Origin of the sequence: Streptomyces sp. NPDC057623, from assembly GCF_042800355.1 — a bacterium.
Taxonomy (GTDB): Bacteria; Actinomycetota; Actinomycetes; order Streptomycetales; family Streptomycetaceae; genus Streptomyces.
The window spans coordinates 406,462-424,858 of the sequence record NZ_JBHVGZ010000001.1; the positions used below are offsets into that span (position 1 = coordinate 406,462).

An 18,397-nucleotide genomic window follows, 5' to 3' on the forward strand; every position below is an offset into this window, starting at 1 on the left:
GTACGGCTCATGCGCCGGTAAAACTCTCCAGCAGGTTAGTGCGGCAAGCGCCCGGGCCATTACGGCTGGAGCAGATCCACCTTCACGTCCGCCGGAAATCCCGTGGTCGGCCCCACCCGCCGCGCGAACTCCGCGACGGCCGCCAGCTGCGGGCCGCCGAAGCGGAAGTCGAGGGTCGTGAAATACCGCTCCAGGATCCGCTCGTCGAAGGCCTCCCAGCGGGCCGCCTGCTCGGCGACCTTGCCGACCTCCTCCAGGGAGAGGTTGCGGGAGTCGAGGAAGGCCTCGTGGACCTTGCGCGTGATGGCCGGCTCGCGCTCCAGGTAGTCCCGGCGCGCCGCCCAGACCGCGAAGACGAAGGGCAGACCGGTCCACTCCTTCCAGAGCGAGCCGAGGTCGTGCACTTCGAGGCCGTAGCGCGGGCCGTCCAGGAGGTTGGCCCGCAGGGCCGCGTCCCCGATGAGTACGGCCGCCTCCGCCTCCTGCATCATCAGGCTGAGGTCGGGCGGGCAGGTGTAGTAGTCGGGGCGCACGCCGTAGCGCTCGGCGAGCAGGAGCTGGGCGAGGCGGACCGAGGTGCGCGAGGTGGAGCCGAGGGCGACCCGGGCGCCGTCCAGTTCGTCCAGCGGGACCTGCGAGACGATCACGCAGGACATCACGGGGCCGTCGCAGCCGACCGCGATGTCGGGGAAGGCGACCAGGTCGTCGGCGTTGCGCAGGAACTCGACGAGGGTGATCGGCCCGATGTCGAGGTCGCCCCGCACCAGCTGCTCGCTGAGCTTCTCCGGGGTGTCCTTGGTCAGCTCGAAGTCGAGGAGCGTGCCCGTTCTCGCGAGCCCCCAGTAAAGGGGCAGGCAGTTCAGGAACTGGATGTGGCCTACGCGCGGCCGGGTGCGAGAATTGTCCACATCGCGACACTAGACCCCATGGGGTAGCGTGCAGCCCTCAGGGTCGTGACACCTCCGTCACAACCACCCTCATCCCCGCCTCGTCAAGCCGACACGGGATCTCGCCGTCAAGCCGACACTCGATCTTCAAACATCCGGGTGACGTGATCTTGACCTCTATTGCTTTCGGCTGCCCGCGTGCTAGGCTCGCCGCAAGTTGCAGTTTGGTTTCCCTTGCAGTACAGAGCCTGCGGAGCATGTGACCGCGGGCTCTCGTCGTTTTCAGACGTATGCAGTTGTGCGGCATCTTGTTTTCACACTTGCAGGGTTCTGGAGCAGGGCAACCCTTTGGGCCCAAGGAGGGCTTATGGCTACCGGAACCGTGAAGTGGTTCAACGCCGAAAAGGGCTTTGGCTTCATCGCCCAGGAAGGCGGCGGCCCCGACGTCTTCGTTCACTACTCCGCGATCAACGCGAGCGGTTTCCGTTCGCTGGAGGAGAACCAGCAGGTCTCCTTCGACGTGACGCAGGGCCCGAAGGGTCCTCAGGCGGAGAACGTCACCCCGGTCTGAGTCTTCGGTCTCGGAGCCTGGTGCTTTGATCCGGAACAGATAGCAGTACCCAAGGAGCCCCGTGCCGCAAGGCAACGGGGCTCCTGCCTTTCCCGCGCACCCCGTGACCGACTCACACGTGTTGCATGACCAGCACGAACGTCGTCCCGGGCAGCAGCGCCTCGTACGCGTGCGGCACATCCCCGCGATACGTCATGTAGTCCCCGGGCCCCAGCTCCACCGCCTCCCCTCGCGGTCCCGCCCTCAGCCGCCCCGTGCTGACGATCAGATGCTCCACGGACCCCGGGATGTGCGGCTCCGACTCCCGGGCGGCCCCGGGTTCCGCACGCAGGTGGTAGATGTCCCGGCGGGCGCCGGGCGGGCTGGCCGAGAGCAGGGTGGCCACGTAGTCGGCCCGCTCGGACGCGACGGTGGGCCCCTCGCCCGCCCTGATCACCTGGACCGTCGGCGACGGCGGTTCCACCAGCGCGCTGAACGGCACGCCGAGCGCGACCCCCAGCGCCCACAGCGTCTCCACGCTCGGGTTCCCGCTGCCCGCCTCCAGCTGGGAGAGCGTGGACTTCGCGATCCCGGCCCGTTTGGCCAGCTCGGAGAGGGACAGCCCGGCCCGGGTGCGCTCGCGCCGCAGGGACGCGGCGATCCAGTCGAGGGGCAGGCGGGAGGGCGGGGGCGCTGCGTCGGACATGGCGTTCGCTCCATCGGTACGCTCGTTCGCCTTGACGAACACTTCTCTTGCTGTCCATTGTAGAGAACATGCGTTCGCTACTCCGAACACCCCTGGGCTCCTCAACCGACCCCTCCCTGGTCCGCGACAGCTCCCTCGTCTGGCTGGCCGGTGGCGTCGTCGGCGTCTCCTTCGGCGCGATCTCGGTGGCCGGCGGGCTGCCCGTGTGGGTACCGGTGGTGATGTCGCTGGTCGTGTACGCGGGCTCGGCCCAGTTCAGCGCGGTCGGTCTGCTGCTGGCCGGGGGCGGGCCGTTCGCCGCGGCGGCCACCGGACTGCTCCTCAACACGCGCACGGCCGCCTTCAGCCTGGCCGTCGCGGACGTCCTCGGCCGGGGCCGCCTCTCCCGTCTCCTCGGCGCACACCTGGTGACCGACGAGACGGTGGCCTTCGCCCTCGCCCAGGCGGATCCGGCACGGCGCCGGGCCGCGTTCTGGGTGAACGGCCTCGGCCTGTTCGTCGCCTGGAACCTCGGTGTGCTCGCCGGGGCGGTCGCCGGGTCCGCGCTGGGCGACACGGCGGCCTACGGCCTGGACGCCGCCTTCCCCGCCGTCCTGGTGGCACTGGTCCTGCCCACCCTGCGCAAGGACTCCGCCGTACGACGCGCGGCCCTCCTCGGCGCCGCCCTCGCCCTGGCCGTGACTCCGGCCGTCCCGGCGGGGGTGCCGGTACTGCTCGCGCTCGCGGGACTCGTCGTCCACCGCCCCCACGACAGGAAGGACGGTGCGTCATGACCGGAACGGCGGGGACGGTGGCCGTGATCCTGGCGCTGGCGGTGGGGACGTACGCCTTCCGGCTGGTCGGCCCGGCGCTGCACGGGCGGGTGGAGCTGCCCGCACGGGTGCGGGAGCTGCTGGCCGCGGGTGCGGTGGTGCTGCTCGCGGCGCTGCTGGCGACGGGGGCGTTGACCGAGGGCGACGGCTTCGCGGGATGGGCGCGGCCGGCCGGGGTGCTGGTGGGCGGCGTACTGGCGTGGCGGCGGGCACCGTTCCCGGTGGTCGTGCTGGGGGCGGCCGGGGCCACCGCGGTACTGCGCGCGATGGGGGTGGCGTGACCGGCCCCCGTGGGAGACTCGCCAGGTGACCAGCAGTGATGAGCAGAACCACGGGGAAGAGGGCGGGACTCCCGCCGACGGCGATCTGGCGAGGGGCCTCTCGGTCGGTCTCGCCCTCGGCACGAGCATCGGCATCGTGTTCGGCATGTTCGTGTTCGACAACCTGGGGCTCGGGCTGGCCCTGGGCATGGGCCTGGGCATCGCCGTCGGCACCGCGATCGGTGCCGGCCGGAAGCAGACGGGTGGGCGGCAGGACGGAGCCGAGTAGCCGGCGGCCTTCGATAGGGTCCCCGGCCATGACCGACTCCGACTTCCTGACCACCACCCGCACCTTCTACGACGCCGTCGCCGAGGACTACGCGACCCTCTTCCAGGACGAGCTGGCGAACAGGCCGCTGGAGCGGGCGCTGCTGAGCGTGTTCGCCGAACTCGTCGTCGGGTACGGAGCCGGCGGGAGCGGGCCGGTGGCCGACCTGGGATGTGGTCCGGGCCGGACGACCGGGCGCCTCGCCGCGCTGGGGCTGGACGTGTTCGGGCTCGACCTGTCGGAGTCGATGCTCGCGATCGCCCGCCGCGAGAACCCCGAGATCCGTTTCGAGCAGGGCTCGATGCTGGAGCTGGACCTCCCGGACGGCACGCTGGCCGGTGCCCTGTCCTTCTACTCCTCCATCCACACCCCTGCGGACCGGCTCCCGGCCCTCTTCGCCGAGTTCCACCGCGTCCTGGCACCCGGCGCTCCCCTGTTCGTCGCCTTCCAGGCCGGCGAGGAGCACCGGCACCACGACCGGCCCTGGGGTCACCCGGTCTCGCTCACCTTCCAGCGTCGCCGCCCCGAGGACATGGCCGACCTGCTGACGGCGGCCGGATTCAGCCTCGTCTCCCGCACGGTCCGCGAACCGGACCCGGCGCTCGACGAGACGTCCCCGCAGGCGTTCCTGATCGCCCGCAAACCGGCGTGACGCCCGCCTGCCCTGCCCCTGGCTAGAGGCTCCCGGCGATGTCCCGCGCCGCGATGTACCCGAACGTCATCGCCGGGCCGATCGTCGAGCCGGCGCCCGCGTAGCTGTGCCCCATGACGGCCGCGCTCGCGTTGCCGGCGGCGTACAGGCCCCGGATCACCGAGCCGTCCTCCCGCAGCACGCGGGCACGGGCGTCCGTGACGAGGCCGCCCTTGGTCCCGAGGTCGCCGGGGACGATGCGGAAGGCGTGGTACGGGGGGAGCCAGAGCGGGGCCAGGCAGGAGTTCGGCAGGACGGACGGGTCCGTGTAGTAGTGGTCGTAGGCGCTGGCACCCCGGTGGAAGTCGGGGTCCTCGCCGCGCCACGCCTGGGAGTTGAAGCGGTCCACGGTGGTACGCAGGGCCGTCGCCGGGACGCCGATCGAGGTGGCGAGCGCGTCCAGGGTCCAGCCCTTGTGCGCGGCGCCGGAGTCGTACCAGCCGGCCGGGAGGGGCATGGCCGGCAGGACGTCCTTGAACAGGTACCGGTTCCGGTAGTTCTGGTCGACGATCAGCCAGGACGGGATGGCCGGGCTGGTGTCGTGGACGTCGTACATGGTGTGGACGACGTCGCTGTAGGGGGCGGCCTCGTTGACGAACCGGGCCCCGGCCGCGTTGATCAACAGGCTGCCGGGGAGGGTGCGTTCGGCCAGGCAGAAGTACGGCTCGCCGGGGAGCGGGATCGCCGGTCCCCACCAGGCGTCGTCCATGAGGCCGAGCGCGCCGCCGAGCCGCTGACCGGCCCGGATGCCGTCGCCGGTGTTCTCCTTCGCGCCGACCGTCCAGTCCGTGCCTATGGGCGCGCTCTGGTAGTGCTCGCGCATCGCCGCGTTGTGCTCGAACCCGCCCGAGCCGACGATCACGCCCCGGCGGGCGCGGACCAGGCCGGGCGCGCCGTTCCGGGTGACGATCGCCCCGCTCACGGTGCCGCCCTCGGCGTGCAGGTCGGTGAGTGGCGTGTCGAGCCACACCGGAACGCCGGCCGACCGCAGCCCCAGGCGCAGGCCGGCGGCCAGGGACTGCCCCATGGTCAGCGGCTTCTCCCCGCGCAGGGCCGCGGCCGTACCGCGCGCGAGGCACTCCGCCGCCACCGCGGCTCCCTTGGCGTTCACCGCCGCCAGGGCCAGCCACTTGTAGTCCGCGCTGAAGACGACCATGCCGGCTGGCACATCCATGTACGGCGGGTTCAGACGCGCCAGTTCGGCGCCGAGGAGGTTGCCGTCCAGCTGGTCGGGCTCGACGGAACGGCCGTTCGGGAGGCCGCCCGGCAGCTCGGGATAGTAGTCGCTGTAGCCCTCCATCCAGCGGAAGCGCAGGGGGCTGTGGGCCATGACGAAGGAGAGCGCCGCCGGGCCGTGGGTGAGAAAGGCCCGCTGCCGCGCGGCGGGGACGTCGGGCCCGACGACGGCCGCCAGGTATGCGGCGGCCTTCGCGGGCGTGTCCGGCACACCGGCCGCGAGGATCACCGAGTTGTTCGGGATCCAGATCCCGGCACCGGACCGCGCGGCGGACCCGCCGAAGGTGGGCGCCTTCTCCACCACCACACAGCTCAGCCCCTGCCCGGCCGCGGTGAGGGCGGCTGTCATGCCGGCGGCTCCGGAGCCGATGACGACGACGTCGTAGGTGCCGAGGACGGGCAGGTCGGCCGCCTGGGCGGCGGACGGGGACACGGCGGTGAGCCCGAGGGCCGACACCGTGCCCGCGGCGCCCGCGGCGAGCAGGTGTCTTCGGGAAGGGGTCACGCTGGAGGTCATGGAGGTGCTCATGGAGGCCGCTCCCGCCTGGACGACGCCACGCTTCTGATGATGTGTCAGAAATGTGAATGTGACGCGATGCCGTGGTGAAGTCAAGTACGGCGCACGGGAGTTGAATCCACCGCCGACACGTTTGGGTCGGCACCCGCTCCCTCCCCCGCCATGGTCCGGACGCCGGCGAGGGTGTGGAGCGGGTTGCCGCCCGGGCCCGTCGAGAATCGTCGTCCATCGGTCAAAGCCCAGTCAATCCTTGGGATTTGTCACTGCCCCCAAGCATTAACTTAGAGGTCATGACCCTCGACGACCTGCGTGTGTTCGTGGCCGTGTGCCGGGCCGGGAGCCTGAGTTCGGTGGCCCGGCAGCTGGGGTGCACGCAGTCTGCGGTGAGTCAGCACGTGAAGCGACTGGAGCGGGAGACCGGGGTCGCGCTGCTGGAGCGGCAGCCCCGGGGCGTCGTGCCGACGCAGGCGGGCCGGGTGCTGGAGGCGGCCGCGGCCGAGGGAATCTCCGGGCTGGACCTGGCGCTGCGGCAGCTGCGGGATCTCGTCGACGGCGAGAGCGGGTATGTGCGGGTGGCGACCGGGGCGACGACCGTACGGCACTTCATGTCGGAGGCGGTCGTCGCGTACCGGCGGCGGCATCCCCGGGTGAACCTGGAGTTCCGCACGGTCAGTTCGGGCCGGGGCAGCTTCGACGCGCTGACCGACGGCACGCTCGACCTGGCCTGGATCACCCTCGGCCCGCCGGTGCGCGGCATCGAGCAGCGGCCGGTGGTGGAGTTGCCGTGGGTGCTGGCGGTGCGGGCCGACGACCCGCTCGCGCGGCGGCCGTACGTCGATGTCGGCGCCGACCTGCGGGACGTACGGCTGATCCGGCTGCCGCCGAACTCCGCCTCGGCGGCCCACCTGGACGCCGCCTGCGCGGAGCTGGGCGTCCGTCTCACGCACGACACGAGCGTCGCCGACTGGGACACGGCGCTGCTGCTGGCCGAACTGGGGGTCGGGCGGGCGGTCCTGCCCGCGCTGCCGGGACTGCCCGTCCCCGGCGGCGACGGTGACCTGCGCCTGATCCCCCTGCCCGCCCTGCGCCCGTTGCCCGTGGGCTGGGCGGTCCGCCGCTGGGACGCGCTCAGCCCGCCGGCCCGGGCGTTCGCGCACCTGGTGGAGAGCCACCGCCGGGCCGGGCAGGGCTGAGCGCCGCTGCGGGACCCGACGGGGCTCCGCCTGGGCTACTTCAGCCCGATGGCCGCGCAGTCCGCCGCGTACTCGGGGGTGCAGATCTGCTTGACGGTGTAGACGTTGTCCTGGATCACCGTCTCCTCGATGTTGCTCTTCGTGAGGGCGACCACCGCCACCAGCTGGGCCGGGATGTCCTCGTTGGTGGGGCTGTCCACCGAGTCCTGGGTCAGCGCGTCGAACTCGATGTCGCGCCCCTGGACCTTGAACACGGCCATCTTCGCGGCGTTGGTCGCCTCCAGCAGGAAGGGCTTGTACACCGTCATGAACTGCTCGCCCGAGACGACCCGCTGCACCGCGTCCAGGTTCGCGTCCTGCCCGGTCACCGGCGGGATCCTGCTCGCGCCCGCCTCCTTGAAGGCGTCGATGACGCCGTCCGCCAAGCCGTCGCTCGCCGAGTAGACGGCGGCGATGTTGTTCAGCCCGACGGCGGCGATCGCCTTCTTCATGTTCGCCTTGGCGACCTCGGGCGACCACTTGTCGGTGTCGTACTTCTTGACGATCTTCACCTCGCCCTCGAGCTCGTCGAGCGCGCCCTTCTTGACCAGGCCGGTGTTCGGGTCGGCGGGGTCGCCGTTCATCATGACGACCTTGCTGGTCGCGGCCTTCGAACCGAGTCCCTCGACCAGGGAGCGGCCCTGCACCTCGCCGACGAGCTCGTTGTCGTGGGAGACGTACGCGTCGATCGGGCCCTCCGCCAGCCGGTCGTAGGCGATGACGGGGATGCCGGCGTCCTTCGCCTTCTGCACGTCCGGCGCGATGCCCTTGGCGTCCAGCGCGTCCACCAGGATGACGTCCACCTGGTCGTCGATCATCTTCTGGAACTGCTGGCTCTGTCTCTCCGGGCTCGCCTCGGCGTTGGCGTAGGCGACCTTGCCCTTGTTGTCGGTGAGGGTGGCGACTTCCTTCTTGATGAGCGGGTAGTCGAACTTCTGGAAGCGCGCGGTGTCCTTGTCGGGCAGCAGGAGACCCACCGTGATGTCGTCGCCCTTCTTCGGCGACGCGGAGCTGTCACCGCCCCCGAGTCCGTCGACGACACCGCACGCGGCGAGCGACAGCGCCGAGGCCGAGGCGGCGAGGGCTATCGCGATACGGCGTACAGCGAGGGTGTGGGGGGGACGAGCGTTCACTACTGGTGCCTTCCGAGCGGAGGAGCGGCGGTGCTAACCCGGGTGGCGGTAGCCAACGCGGCCACGGCATGTCACGTCAAGCAGTTGTCGTAACGAGATGGCAACCGTTTACCGTACTCGCGAGTAGAGGGATGCGCCGGGCCAACGCGTCGTCGCCTTGCCCTACTTATCGCCCTTCTCGTACAAACCCTCCACCTCGCCCGCGAAGTCACGCATGACTGCCTCCCGCCGCAGCTTCATCGACGGTGTCAGATGGCCGTCCATCTCGGTGAAGTCCGCCGGCAGGATCGCGAAGCGGCGGATGGACTCGGGGCGGGAGACGAGCTTGTTGGCCTCGTCGATCGCGCGCTGGAGGACGGCCCGCAGCTCGGCGTCGTCCACGAGGAGTTCGGCGGGGACGGGGTGCTTGCCGTTCATCCGGCGCCAGTGGCTCACGCCGTCCATGTCCAGGGTGACCAGGGCGGAGACGTAGGGGCGGCGGTCGCCCAGGACCATGCACTGGGAGATCAGGGGGTGGGAGCGGAGCCAGTTCTCCAGGGGGGCCGGGGCCACGCTCTTGCCACCCGCCGTGATCAGGAGTTCCTTCTTGCGACCGGTGATCGTCAGGTAGCCCTCGTCGTCCAGGGCGCCGATGTCTCCCGTCGGCAGCCAGCCGTCCGCGGCCGCGGGGACCACGCCGCCCGCGGAGGGGTCCCAGTAGCCGCGGAGCACCTGGTCGCCGGCGATGAGGATCTCGCCGTCCGCCGCGATACGGATGCGGGTGCCGGGCAGGGGCCAACCCACCGTGCCCAGACGGGGCTTCAGGGGCGGGGTGACCGTCGCGGCGCCGGTCGTCTCCGTCAGGCCGTAGCCCTCGTAGATCTCGATGCCCGCGCCGGTGTAGAAGGCGGCCAGGCGGCGGCCGAGCGGGGAGCCGCCGCAGATCGCGTACCGCACCCGGCCGCCCATGGCGTTGCGGATACGGCGGTAGACCAGGGGGTCGTAGAAGGCGCGGGCCGTCTTGAGCGCCGCGCCCGGGCCGCCGCCCGTGCCCGCGGCCCGGGACTCCAGCGCCTCGCCGTAGCGCTCGGCCACGGACGCCGCCCGGTCGAAGGACGACACGCGTCCGCCCGTCTCGGCCTTGGCGCGGGCGGAGTTGAAGACCTTTTCCAGCATGTAGGGGATGGTCAGCAGACAGGTGGGCCGGAACGCCGCCAGGTCCGGCAGCAGGTCCTCCGCCTTCAGGCTGGGCGCGTGGCCCAGCCTGACCCTGGCCCGGATACAGGCCACCGCCACCATGCGGCCGAAGACGTGCGACATGGGGAGGAAGAGCAGCACCGACGCCTCTTCGCTCGTCCTCGCCTTGAAGATCGGGTAGAGCAGTTCGATCGCGTTGTCGACCTCGGCGAAGAAGTTGCCGTGCGTCAGCGCGCAGCCCTTGGGGCGGCCCGTCGTGCCCGAGGTGTAGATGAGCGTCGCCAGCGTGTCCGGCACCAGCATGCCGCGCCGTACGCTCGCCTCCCCGTCGGGCTGCTGCGCGCCGTACTCCGCGAGCCGCTCCACGTGGCCCTTCTCCATCACCCACATGTGGCGCAGGTCGGGCACGCGGTCCAGTTCGGGGCCGAGCGCGGCCGCCTGCGCGCCGGTCTCGGTGACCAGGGCCACCGCGCCCGAGTCCTGGAGGATCCAGCGGGTCTGGAAGACGGACGAGGTGGGATAGACGGGCACCGTGACGAGACCGGCCGCCCACGCGCCGAAGTCGAGCAGCGTCCACTCGTACGTCGTACGCGACATGATCGCGATCCGGTCGCCCGGCGCCAGCCCCTCGGCGATCAGCCCCTTGGCCACCGCCTGCACCTGCTCGGCGAACTCCGCCGCCGTGACGTCCCGCCACCGCCCGTCCGCGCCCCGGCGGCTGAGGACCACGGCGTCCGGGGCCGCGGCCGCGTTGTCGAAGGGCAGGTCCGCGAGCGACCCGTGGGTCACCGGCGGCGCGAACGACGGTACGTACGCCTCCCGCACGGCACCGTCCAGTCGCCGTGTCTCGGGCTGCACCAGGTTCGGGCCGGGAGCGTCGTCGAAGGCGGCCGAGGGGGCGAAGGAGGGAAGCGGGGTGGACACGGGCGGCTCCTGCGGCGGGCGTGCAGCGACGAAACTGCTTGCTGCATGACGTACGTGCCTCGCGCACCGTGGTGTTCACCTGCGGAGGCATGCGGAGGCCTGCGGAAAGGGTTACCGCTGGTTAGGCAGAAGATCGTACGGCGCGCGCGTGTGGAGGTTGTGCGGGTTCGGCGGCGGTACGGAGCCGGGTATGTGCAACGTCGGGGGTTATGTGAGGGCCCCTCAGCTTCGTCTCACCTTCTCCTTACCTTTGCCCAACGACCGCCGTCGGCCATGCTCCAGAAGCCCCGTCACCTTCGCTCCGGCATGGACTTACCTCGGGTAACCTTACTCAGGAGTCAGCACCGGAGCGCACTGGGAGTGGTACATGGCCGACCGCTATCTGACCTTCGCCGGCACGGCGCCCGGCCGCTTCCTCACCCGCCGGCTGGGCTTGCCACAACCCGCCGCGCTGAAGCGCTGGTCACCGGAGCGGCCCGCCCTGGAAGGCGACCGGCTGCTCCGCACGGCCGGCAAGTCGGACCTGGAACTGACGGACGTGGCCCCCGCCCTGACGACCTCCTCCGAGCGGCCCGTCGCCGTACTCCTGGACGCCACGGGAGTCCGGGACGTCGAGACGCTCGCCGAGGCGCACACGGCCCTCCACCCCGTCGTACGGTCGGTCGCCGCGAGCGGCCGGATCGTCGTCCTCGGCGCGCCCCTCGACCCCGCCGACCATCACCAGGCGGCCGTCCAGCAGGCACTGGAGGGCTTCACGCGCTCGCTCGGCAAGGAGATCGGGCGCGGCCGGACCGTGAATCTCGTACGCCTGACGGACGCCCGCGCCGCCGGGTCGACCCTGCGTTTCCTGCTCTCCCCCAGGTCCGCGTACGTCAGCGGCCAGGTCATCGAGGTCGGTGCCCACGGTGAGTACGACGACCCGGGCGCCGACCCCGACCGCCCCCTCGCCGGCCGCACCGCCCTGGTCACCGGCGCCGCGCGCGGCATCGGCGAGGCGGTCGCCGAGACGCTGGCCAGGGACGGCGCCCGGGTCGTCGTACTCGACGTACCGCAGGCCGAACAGGACGCCCGGCGGGTGGCCGACCGGCTCGGCGGCACCGCCCTCGCGCTCGACATCACCGCCCCCGACGCGGGCGGGCGCATCGTCGCCGCGCTGCCCGACGGGCTGGACGTCCTGGTCCACAACGCCGGGATCACCCGGGACCGGCGGCTGGTCAACATGCCCGCCGAGCGCTGGAGTTCGGTGCTCGACGTCAATCTCACGAGCGTGCTGCGCACCACGGACGCCCTGCTGGAGAGCGGGACGCTGCGGCGGGGCGGGCGGATCGTGGCGACGGCGTCGATCGCGGGGCTGGCGGGGAACGCCGGGCAGACCAACTACGGCGCGAGCAAGGCGGGCGTCGTCGGACTGGTCCGCGGCCTCGCGCCGCGTGCGCTGGCCGAGCACGGGGTGACGGTGAACGCGGTCGCGCCGGGCTTCATCGAGACGAAGATGACCGCCGCGGTACCGCTGTTCATCCGGGAGGCGGGGCGCAGGATGAACTCACTCGCGCAGGGCGGACTGCCCGTCGACGTCGCCGAGACGACCGCGTGGCTGGCGGAACCCGGGTCCGGGGCCGTCAACGGCCAGGTCGTACGCGTATGCGGCCAGAGCCTGCTGGGGGCGTGATGTCACTCGTACTCACCAGTGCTCCTTCCCTTCCGCCCCTGCTCGCCCGGGGCGCCCTGCTGTCACCCTTCAAACGCCCCGCACCCGACGCGGAGTTCCCGCGCACCCGGCTCGTTCTGCCCGGACTTCGGGTGGACCTCGCCCGGCTGGCCTCCTACGAGCGGGTGTGCGGCTTCCCCACCGGAGAGGACGCTCTCCCGGTGACGTATCCGCACATACTCGGGTTCCCGCTGGCGATGCGGCTGATGAGCGGCCGGGACTTCCCGCTGCCGCTGCTCGGGCTGGTCCACACCTCGATCACGATCACCCAGCACCGGGCCCTCGCGGCCATGGGGGAGCACGAACTCTCCGTCCGCGTCGACGGGTTGGCCCCGCACCGGCGCGGCACGGAGGCCGCCGTGATCACCACGATGCGGGTGGGTGAGGAGGTCGTATGGGAGTCGAGGAGCACGTATCTGGCCCGGCATCGCACACCGCACCAGGCCCCCGAACCGCCGCACCGGGCCCCCGAGTCGGCGAAGGAGGTGTCCGAGCCGCTGCCCGAAGTCGCCGAATGGCGCCTCGCCGGGGACGTCGGACGCCGCTACGGTGCCGCCTCCGGTGACCGCAACCCCATCCACCTCCACCCCCTCACCGCCCGCCTGTTCGGCTTCCCGCGCGCCATCGCGCACGGCATGTGGACGGTGGCCCGCTGCCTCGCCGCGCACGGCGTGCCCGAGCGGGCCCGAGTGAAGGCGGAGTTCCGGGCGCCGGTGCTGCTGCCGGGGACGGTGACGTATGCCGCGGAGGGCGGGCGGTTCGAGCTGCGGGGCGCGTCGACGGGACGCGTGCACGTGACCGGGGAGGTCTATCCGCTCGTCTCGTGAGCGGCGTCCGGCGGCGTCCAGGGTCTGCCGTCCATGAGGTTGGCCAGACCGGCCCACGCGAAGTTCATCAGCGTGGCCGCCGCCTGCCGTGCCGTCACACCCGGCGTGGTGTTGGCCCAGTCGGCGAGCGACTCGGCGGCGCCCACCAGGGCTTCGGCGACACCCGCGACCTCGCTCTCCGGGAGGTCGGGGTCGCGGTGGGCCTCGCGGGCGGCCACGAGGATCAGCTGGGTCACGAACTCCACGATCTCCGCGCGCATCGCCGCGACCTCGGAGGCGAACGGCTCGCCGTGGGTGCGGGCCTGGAGATGCAGCACGGACCAGGCGTCCGGGTAGTGCGAGGTGTGGGTGAAGAACGCCCGCAGTCCGTCCCAGAGCTGGCGGTCGGCGGGCAGCTCGGTCCGGACGCCGGCGCGGACGGCCGCGACGAGCGCGGCGGCCTCACGCCGGATGCAGGCGGTGAAGAGGTCTTCCTTCGAGTTCAGGTACAGATACACCAACGGCTTGGAGACGCCGGCGAGTTCGGCTATCTCGTCCATCGACGCGGCCATGTACCCGCGTCGGCCGAAGGTCCGCACGGCGGCGTCCAGCATCTGCTGCTCACGGACGGCCCGCGGCATCCGTTTGGTCTTCACGGCACCCATGGCGCTCAGCGTACGGGCCGGGAGGGAGATCCCACCCGGCCCGTCGTGAACGCCTGCCCTACTCCTCGCCGCCGAGCTCGTCGGCGAACCGTGCCACCCGGTCCGTCAGCGCCCTGCCGTCGGCGGCCGGCAGAGCCGTCAGCCGGGGCAGCAACTGCGCGGCGAGCAGCGTGGACAGGGCCGAGGTGTCGGCGCTCGAACCGTCGGTCCGCACGACCACCGGCTGCGGGGCCTTGCCCGCGAGCTTGGCGCCCACCTCCAGGCGCCGCCGGGCCAGTTCGTACTGGAGGACGGCGCGGTTGTCGCGGTACGCCTTGGCGAGGGCGCGCTGGGCGCGGGCCTCGTTCTCGGCGGCGATCAGACCGCTGCGGCCCCGCGTCTCGATCTCGAACCGCACCCGCTGGGCGTTGGTCTCCTGCTGCTCGAGGAGCTGGGCGACCTCCTCACGGGCCCGGTTCAGCGCTGCCCTGACCTCGACGATCCGGGCGTCCCGTACCTTCTTGGCCCGCTCGATGTCCATGCCCAGCTGGTCGATGCGGCGCTTGCGGATGAGCCCCCACTCCTGGTCGTACGCCGTGCGCTCCTTGGCGACCCGCTCCCGGGTCGACAGGTGCTGCTGGTACTGCGCCGGCAGCTGCACGTCCGGGATGTTGGAGCCGGTGATGCGCACGCCGTAACCGGAGAGCTGGCGGTTGAGCAGCTCCTGCATGTCGGCCACGTCCGAACCGCGCAGGTCGTACGCCCGCTCGGTGCGCATCTTCCGCGCCCGCTGCCGGATCGCGTCCTGTACGGCGCTGGAGAGCACCAGGTCGAAGTTGCCCGCGCCGATCGTGCGGACGAACAGCACGGCGTCGGTGATGCGGAACTTCAGGAAGAACTCGATGGAGCGCAGCGGCACGTTCTCCTGCGTGGGGCAGGCCATCACCGGTGCGGAGTACGGGATCTCGGTGGCCGTGTCGACCACGAAGTCGACCCGGGACCACGGGTGCCACAGGTAGTGGCGGCCGGCGTCCAGGGTGCGGACGACCGCGCCGTAGCGGGTCAGCACACCGTTGGTGCCCTGCTCGATCTCGACGATCGAGGAGCGCCACCACCACAGCGCGCCGATCAGCAGCAGCACGACGCCGCCGACGTAGGACAGGGTGGCGAGGGTGCCGTAGGCGAGGTCACCGGCGAGCGACTCGGAGTCCGCCGCGCCCAGCGTCAGCATCACGCCCATGAACAGGGCGTAGACGCCGAGCCACAGCGGCAGCATCCACCACAGTCGGCGCCGGTGGCGGGGGATGATCACCGGGATCAGGGTGTCGGCCTCGCCGCCGCGCAGCAGCCGCGCGATGTCGCTCCAGGGGGCGACCTTCTCGGAGATGACCGACCGGCGGTGGGAGGAACGGGCGGTGCTCACTGGTCGGCCCCCTCGGAGACGTCAGAGCTGATGGAGCTGTCGGAGCCGGGGACGCCGTCGGTCGCGCCGGGCTGTTCGGGCACCTGCGGCACCGTCGGCCGCTCGGCGGCCAGCAGCGCACCGATCTCCGTCTCGCGTGCGGCGATCCGCGCGGACACCTCGCCGAGACGCCCCCGGACGGCGGCCATGTCCTCGTCGGTGAACAGTTCCGTGCCGCGCTCGCCGACCAGCTCGCGGGCCAGCTCCAGGAAGTCGATGCCCGCGTCCGCCGAACCACCGATGCGCACCAGGCGCGGCAGATGGTCGGCGACCTGCTCCAGGGTGTCCAGCACCTGCTGCTGGTAGCGGTACTCCAGGATCTCCGGCGCCTCCGCGGCGGTCACCGCGCGGATGTCGAGGGCCTGCGCCTCCAGCAGGGCCGCGTTGGCCTTCGCCTCCGACTCGGCCTGCACATAGCGCTGGCGGGCGAGGGCCTCGGCGCGGTTGGTCTCGCGCTCCACGGCGGTGTCCATCTGCGCCTGGTACTGGGCGATGTCGGCCTGGATCGCGGAGAGCGTCTCCAGGCTGGAGGCGAGTTCGCGGGTGAGGTCGCCCTCGTCCTGCTCCTTGCGGAGCTGGAGCGCGTACTCGTGCGTGTACGCCTCCTTGGCCACCCGCACCATCTCGGGCGCCGCCAGGTCCATGCGGTAGCGCTGGTCGGAGGGCTCGGCGTGGGTGATGTTGGCGTTGGTCAGCTCGACGGCCGGGCGGAACTGCTGGTTGAGCAGGTCCAGCAGGCGTCCGGTGTCCTCGCCGACCATGTCGTAGATACCGGCGGCCTCCTGCTCGTAGACCAGGGTGCGGATCGTCTCGCTCACCGCGTTGCTCAGCTTCTCCTCGAAGCCGCGCACCGCGCCCAGTGTGTAGACGAACTCGGTCGGGTCGCTGATCCGGAACTGGATGAACAGGTCGATCGACGCCTTCACGCCGCCCTTGGTCGGTGCCTCGCGCACCGGCGCGTTGAACGGGTACTCGATCGTGGTGTTGACGATGTACGACACCCGCTTCCACGGGCTCAGCAGCACGATCCGGCCCGGGCCGACGACCTTCTCCAGCTTGCCGAAGCGGGTGATCATCGCCTGGCAGCCGTCCGGCACCATGACCATGCCCTGACGCCACCACACGAACGCGGCGGCGAGCACGGAGATGACCCAGGAGTGCACGCCGAACAGGGGGTTGGTCAGCACGTCGGCGCCGGACGCTCCCACGATGGCGGCGCCCACCACGCTCAGCACGAGCAGCATCAGCACGGGCAGCATGGAGAAGATCGAGCGGCCCTTGGGGATGACCATCGGGCAGATGGCGTGCACGGTCTCGCCGCCCTCGCGCACCTGCTCGCTGCGGCCGAGCGCCTCCCCGGCCTCGTCCAGCGGCACCGTCTTCTGCCGCATGACGGTGGAGGTGGAGCCACCCTGTTCGCGGGCGGCCGGGAAGTCGGCCGGGTCGATGCCCTGGCCCTGCGCGTCGTACCCCTCGCCGCCGTCCGCCCGTGTCCCGCGTCCGCCGACCTGCCGCTGCAGTTCCTCCTGCGCGGCCGTCCGCGGATCGGTGCCGGATGCGACGGCCTCGGCCACGCGTCGTGCGCCTTGTTTCGCGCGCGCTCGTGCCACGGTTCCCCCCTTACGTTGTTTCAGCCATCCCACATCATGTGATCGGCCAAGAGTAAGGGGGTGCCCCGGGACCGTTACCCAGCGGTAGCGCGGCGGGGATGTGGCGGTGGTGCGGCTAGGAGGCCTGGCCCTGTGCCCCGGCCGGCTCCTCGGCCACGTCGTCCTCCTGGCTGCGGTTGGCCTCCAGGTTGGCCTTCACCCGGTCGACCTTCTGGACGATCTGCTCGGAGGCGCGGTCGCGCTCCTTGCGCAGGACGACGAAGCTGATGGGGGCCGAGACCACCAGGGCGAGCAGGATGACCCACATGCCGTTGGAAGCGCCGAGGCCGCGCGGGGCGACGCCGGAGTAGACGAGGCCCCAGACGACCACGAGGCAGCCCGCGAAGATTCCGAGGCGCATCAGTGTGTAGCGGAGCATCTCAATCCACTCTTCCGATTCCAAAAAGGGCCACTGTCCAGTGAAGCACGCACGGCCCTCGATCTTGCAGGGGGGTCAGCCGAGCGGCAGCAGCATGATCACGTCGTCCCGGTCGTCACCCGGCGCGACCCTGATGGCGGCCGGGATCCGGCCGACCTCCTTGTAGCCGCAGGCGCCGTAGAAGCGCTCCAGGCCGAGGCCGCCGCGGCAGGTGAGCCGTACCGCCTCGATGCCGTCGAAGGTGCGGGCCGCCTGCTCGGCGGAGGTCAGCAGGTCGCGGCCGTAGCCCTTGCCCTGGTGCCGGGGGTGCACCATCACCGTGTACAGCCACACCCAGTGCGTCATCAGCCGGTGCGTGTTGAAGGTGAAGAAGGCCGTCGCCGCCACCTCGCCCGTCGCGTCGTGCCCGACGAGCAGCCGGGTGCGCCCCTCGGCCATCGCCGCGAAGTGCTGCACCAGCGTCGGCCGGACCGCCTCCCGGGTCACGGGCGGCACGAAGCCGACGGCTCCGCCCGCGTTGGAGACGTCGGTCCACAGGTCGAGGATGCCGTCGCGCAGGGCGGGAGTGACGGCCGGGTCGAGTGTGAAAGTAAGGGACACCGAGCCATCGTAGCCATTACGAAAGGGCTCGCGCCGCCACTTCGAGGTCGGAGACCAGACCGTCGTACGCCGCCTTCCGGCCGGCGTCGTCCTGAGCCCGCAGCACCGACGACGGATGCACCGTCGCCACCAGCTTCTCCCGCCGACCGTGGATCTCCCGCTCCAGCACCGCCCCGCGCACCTCCCCGACCCGGAACGACGACCCCAGCAGCGCCTTGCCCGCGCTCGCGCCCAGGAGCACGATCAGCTCGGGCTCCACGACAGCCGGCTCGGCGGCCGGCCAGGGACCGCACGCCGTCATCTCGCGGAGGGTGGGCGCCTTGTGGATACGGCGCTTGCGGGGCTCGGCACGGGTGAACTCGAAGTGCTTGACGGCGTTCGTGACGTAGGCGTCGGCGGGGTCGATGCCGGCCTGCGCGAGGGCCCGGTCGAGCAGCCTCCCGGCAGGGCCCACGAAGGGCTTGCCCTGCCGGTCCTCCTGGTCGCCGGGTTGTTCGCCCACGAGCATGAGGCGGGCGTTCGCCGTCCCGGCGCCGAACACGGTCTGCGTGGCGTCCGCGTGCAGGGGGCAGCCCCGGCACTCGGCGGCGGCACGGCGCAGAGCGGGGAGGCCGCCGCGTTCCGGGAGGAAGGGTTCGGCGGTGTAGGCGTCCTCAGGTGTCCTGGTGCTCACCATGGCGGACGAGTACCACGGCCC

19 protein-coding genes are annotated in these 18,397 nt (G+C 71.6%); 8 read left to right on the forward strand and 11 right to left on the reverse strand.

The genetic code is table 11. The features are described from left to right. Positions 1 to 59: 59 nt before the first annotated feature. Positions 60 to 908 carry a menaquinone biosynthetic enzyme MqnA/MqnD family protein gene (locus tag ACFU95_RS01925; protein WP_383820265.1) on the reverse strand — a complete coding sequence of 283 codons (849 nt, stop codon included), beginning with the start codon at positions 906 to 908 and terminating at the stop codon, positions 60 to 62. Positions 909 to 1,254: 346 nt separating this feature from the next. Between ACFU95_RS01925 and ACFU95_RS01930 the strand changes: the two genes are divergently transcribed. Next, entirely contained in the window at positions 1,255 to 1,458 is a 204-nt protein-coding gene (locus tag ACFU95_RS01930; RefSeq protein ID WP_003992177.1) for a cold-shock protein, read from the forward strand. A gap of 112 nt (positions 1,459 to 1,570) precedes the next feature. Here the strand turns inward: ACFU95_RS01930 and ACFU95_RS01935 are convergent, their stop codons facing one another. After that, a complete protein-coding gene (locus tag ACFU95_RS01935) occupies positions 1,571 to 2,143 on the reverse strand; it encodes a helix-turn-helix domain-containing protein (RefSeq protein ID WP_383820268.1) in 573 nt (190 codons plus the stop codon). A gap of 68 nt (positions 2,144 to 2,211) precedes the next feature. Between ACFU95_RS01935 and ACFU95_RS01940 the strand changes: the two genes are divergently transcribed. From ACFU95_RS01940 to ACFU95_RS01955, 4 genes are read left to right on the forward strand one after another with little or no spacing between them, the layout of a single operon-like run. Continuing rightward, a complete protein-coding gene (locus tag ACFU95_RS01940; protein ID WP_383820271.1) occupies positions 2,212 to 2,916 on the forward strand; it encodes an AzlC family ABC transporter permease in 705 nt (234 codons plus the stop codon). After that, positions 2,913 to 3,236, forward strand: a complete 324-nt coding sequence (locus ACFU95_RS01945) for an AzlD domain-containing protein (protein WP_383820274.1) — start codon at positions 2,913 to 2,915, stop codon at positions 3,234 to 3,236. The genes ACFU95_RS01940 and ACFU95_RS01945 overlap by 4 nt, the downstream gene beginning before the upstream one ends. A gap of 25 nt (positions 3,237 to 3,261) precedes the next feature. Then, entirely contained in the window at positions 3,262 to 3,504 is a 243-nt protein-coding gene (locus tag ACFU95_RS01950; protein WP_383820276.1) for a hypothetical protein, read from the forward strand. Positions 3,505 to 3,532: 28 nt separating this feature from the next. Then, positions 3,533 to 4,195, forward strand: a complete 663-nt coding sequence (locus tag ACFU95_RS01955) for a class I SAM-dependent DNA methyltransferase (protein ID WP_383820278.1) — start codon at positions 3,533 to 3,535, stop codon at positions 4,193 to 4,195. A gap of 22 nt (positions 4,196 to 4,217) precedes the next feature. Here ACFU95_RS01955 and kstD read toward each other — a convergent pair whose 3' ends face one another. Beyond that, complete coding sequence (kstD, locus tag ACFU95_RS01960; protein ID WP_383820280.1) at positions 4,218 to 5,999, reverse strand: 3-oxosteroid 1-dehydrogenase; 1,782 nt, start codon at positions 5,997 to 5,999, stop codon at positions 4,218 to 4,220. Positions 6,000 to 6,277: 278 nt separating this feature from the next. On the opposite strand from kstD, the gene ACFU95_RS01965 reads away from it, so the two are divergent. Next, positions 6,278 to 7,180 carry a LysR family transcriptional regulator gene (locus ACFU95_RS01965; protein ID WP_383820282.1) on the forward strand — a complete coding sequence of 301 codons (903 nt, stop codon included), beginning with the start codon at positions 6,278 to 6,280 and terminating at the stop codon, positions 7,178 to 7,180. A 35-nt stretch (positions 7,181 to 7,215) separates the two neighbouring features. Here ACFU95_RS01965 and ACFU95_RS01970 read toward each other — a convergent pair whose 3' ends face one another. Both ACFU95_RS01970 and ACFU95_RS01975 read right to left on the reverse strand, forming a co-directional pair. Next, the gene (locus ACFU95_RS01970; RefSeq protein WP_383820285.1) at positions 7,216 to 8,352 is read right to left on the reverse strand and encodes a sugar ABC transporter substrate-binding protein; all 1,137 of its coding nucleotides are present in this window, start codon (positions 8,350 to 8,352) and stop codon (positions 7,216 to 7,218) included. Positions 8,353 to 8,514: 162 nt separating this feature from the next. Next, positions 8,515 to 10,452, reverse strand: a complete 1,938-nt coding sequence (locus ACFU95_RS01975) for an AMP-dependent synthetase/ligase (protein ID WP_383820288.1) — start codon at positions 10,450 to 10,452, stop codon at positions 8,515 to 8,517. Between the two features lie 367 nt (positions 10,453 to 10,819). Between ACFU95_RS01975 and ACFU95_RS01980 the strand changes: the two genes are divergently transcribed. After that, on the forward strand, positions 10,820 to 12,121 hold the full coding sequence (locus ACFU95_RS01980) for a 3-oxoacyl-ACP reductase (protein WP_383820289.1): 1,302 nt from the start codon (positions 10,820 to 10,822) through the stop codon (positions 12,119 to 12,121). Next, positions 12,121 to 12,987 carry a MaoC/PaaZ C-terminal domain-containing protein gene (locus ACFU95_RS01985; protein ID WP_383820292.1) on the forward strand — a complete coding sequence of 289 codons (867 nt, stop codon included), beginning with the start codon at positions 12,121 to 12,123 and terminating at the stop codon, positions 12,985 to 12,987. Before ACFU95_RS01980 ends, ACFU95_RS01985 begins: the two co-directional genes overlap by 1 nt. On the opposite strand, the gene ACFU95_RS01990 is transcribed toward ACFU95_RS01985, so the two are convergent. The 6 genes from ACFU95_RS01990 to ACFU95_RS02015 form a co-directional block, all read right to left on the reverse strand. Next, complete coding sequence (locus ACFU95_RS01990; RefSeq protein WP_383820295.1) at positions 12,969 to 13,631, reverse strand: TetR/AcrR family transcriptional regulator; 663 nt, start codon at positions 13,629 to 13,631, stop codon at positions 12,969 to 12,971. The genes ACFU95_RS01985 and ACFU95_RS01990 overlap by 19 nt on opposite strands. Before the next feature lie 58 nt (positions 13,632 to 13,689). Continuing rightward, the gene (locus tag ACFU95_RS01995) at positions 13,690 to 15,033 is read right to left on the reverse strand and encodes an SPFH domain-containing protein (RefSeq protein ID WP_383820297.1); all 1,344 of its coding nucleotides are present in this window, start codon (positions 15,031 to 15,033) and stop codon (positions 13,690 to 13,692) included. Further along, positions 15,030 to 16,682, reverse strand: a complete 1,653-nt coding sequence (locus ACFU95_RS02000; RefSeq protein ID WP_383820300.1) for an SPFH domain-containing protein — start codon at positions 16,680 to 16,682, stop codon at positions 15,030 to 15,032. Before ACFU95_RS02000 ends, ACFU95_RS01995 begins: the two co-directional genes overlap by 4 nt. 115 nt (positions 16,683 to 16,797) lie before the next feature. Beyond that, positions 16,798 to 17,100: a DUF4229 domain-containing protein gene (locus tag ACFU95_RS02005; protein ID WP_383820303.1), complete on the reverse strand. Its 303-nt coding sequence runs from the start codon at positions 17,098 to 17,100 to the stop codon at positions 16,798 to 16,800. Positions 17,101 to 17,175: 75 nt separating this feature from the next. Beyond that, positions 17,176 to 17,700, reverse strand: a complete 525-nt coding sequence (locus ACFU95_RS02010) for a GNAT family N-acetyltransferase (RefSeq protein ID WP_383820306.1) — start codon at positions 17,698 to 17,700, stop codon at positions 17,176 to 17,178. 16 nt (positions 17,701 to 17,716) lie between these two features. Further along, positions 17,717 to 18,376, reverse strand: coding sequence for a UdgX family uracil-DNA binding protein (locus ACFU95_RS02015; protein WP_383820308.1), 660 nt, complete (start codon positions 18,374 to 18,376; stop codon positions 17,717 to 17,719). Positions 18,377 to 18,397 lie beyond the last annotated feature (21 nt).

Coding starts and splice junctions, on each gene's coding strand:
- ACFU95_RS01930 (WP_003992177.1), top strand. CDS start 1,255: ATGGCTACCGGAACCGTGAAGTGGTTCAACGCCGAAAAGGGCTTTGGC.
- ACFU95_RS01935 (WP_383820268.1), bottom strand. CDS start 2,143: ATGTCCGACGCAGCGCCCCCGCCCTCCCGCCTGCCCCTCGACTGGATC.
- ACFU95_RS01940 (WP_383820271.1), top strand. CDS start 2,212: ATGCGTTCGCTACTCCGAACACCCCTGGGCTCCTCAACCGACCCCTCC.
- ACFU95_RS01945 (WP_383820274.1), top strand. CDS start 2,913: ATGACCGGAACGGCGGGGACGGTGGCCGTGATCCTGGCGCTGGCGGTG.
- ACFU95_RS01955 (WP_383820278.1), top strand. CDS start 3,533: ATGACCGACTCCGACTTCCTGACCACCACCCGCACCTTCTACGACGCC.
- kstD (WP_383820280.1), bottom strand. CDS start 5,999: ATGAGCACCTCCATGACCTCCAGCGTGACCCCTTCCCGAAGACACCTG.
- ACFU95_RS01965 (WP_383820282.1), top strand. CDS start 6,278: ATGACCCTCGACGACCTGCGTGTGTTCGTGGCCGTGTGCCGGGCCGGG.
- ACFU95_RS01980 (WP_383820289.1), top strand. CDS start 10,820: ATGGCCGACCGCTATCTGACCTTCGCCGGCACGGCGCCCGGCCGCTTC.
- ACFU95_RS01985 (WP_383820292.1), top strand. CDS start 12,121: ATGTCACTCGTACTCACCAGTGCTCCTTCCCTTCCGCCCCTGCTCGCC.
- ACFU95_RS01990 (WP_383820295.1), bottom strand. CDS start 13,631: ATGGGTGCCGTGAAGACCAAACGGATGCCGCGGGCCGTCCGTGAGCAG.
- ACFU95_RS02005 (WP_383820303.1), bottom strand. CDS start 17,100: ATGCTCCGCTACACACTGATGCGCCTCGGAATCTTCGCGGGCTGCCTC.
- ACFU95_RS02015 (WP_383820308.1), bottom strand. CDS start 18,376: ATGGTGAGCACCAGGACACCTGAGGACGCCTACACCGCCGAACCCTTC.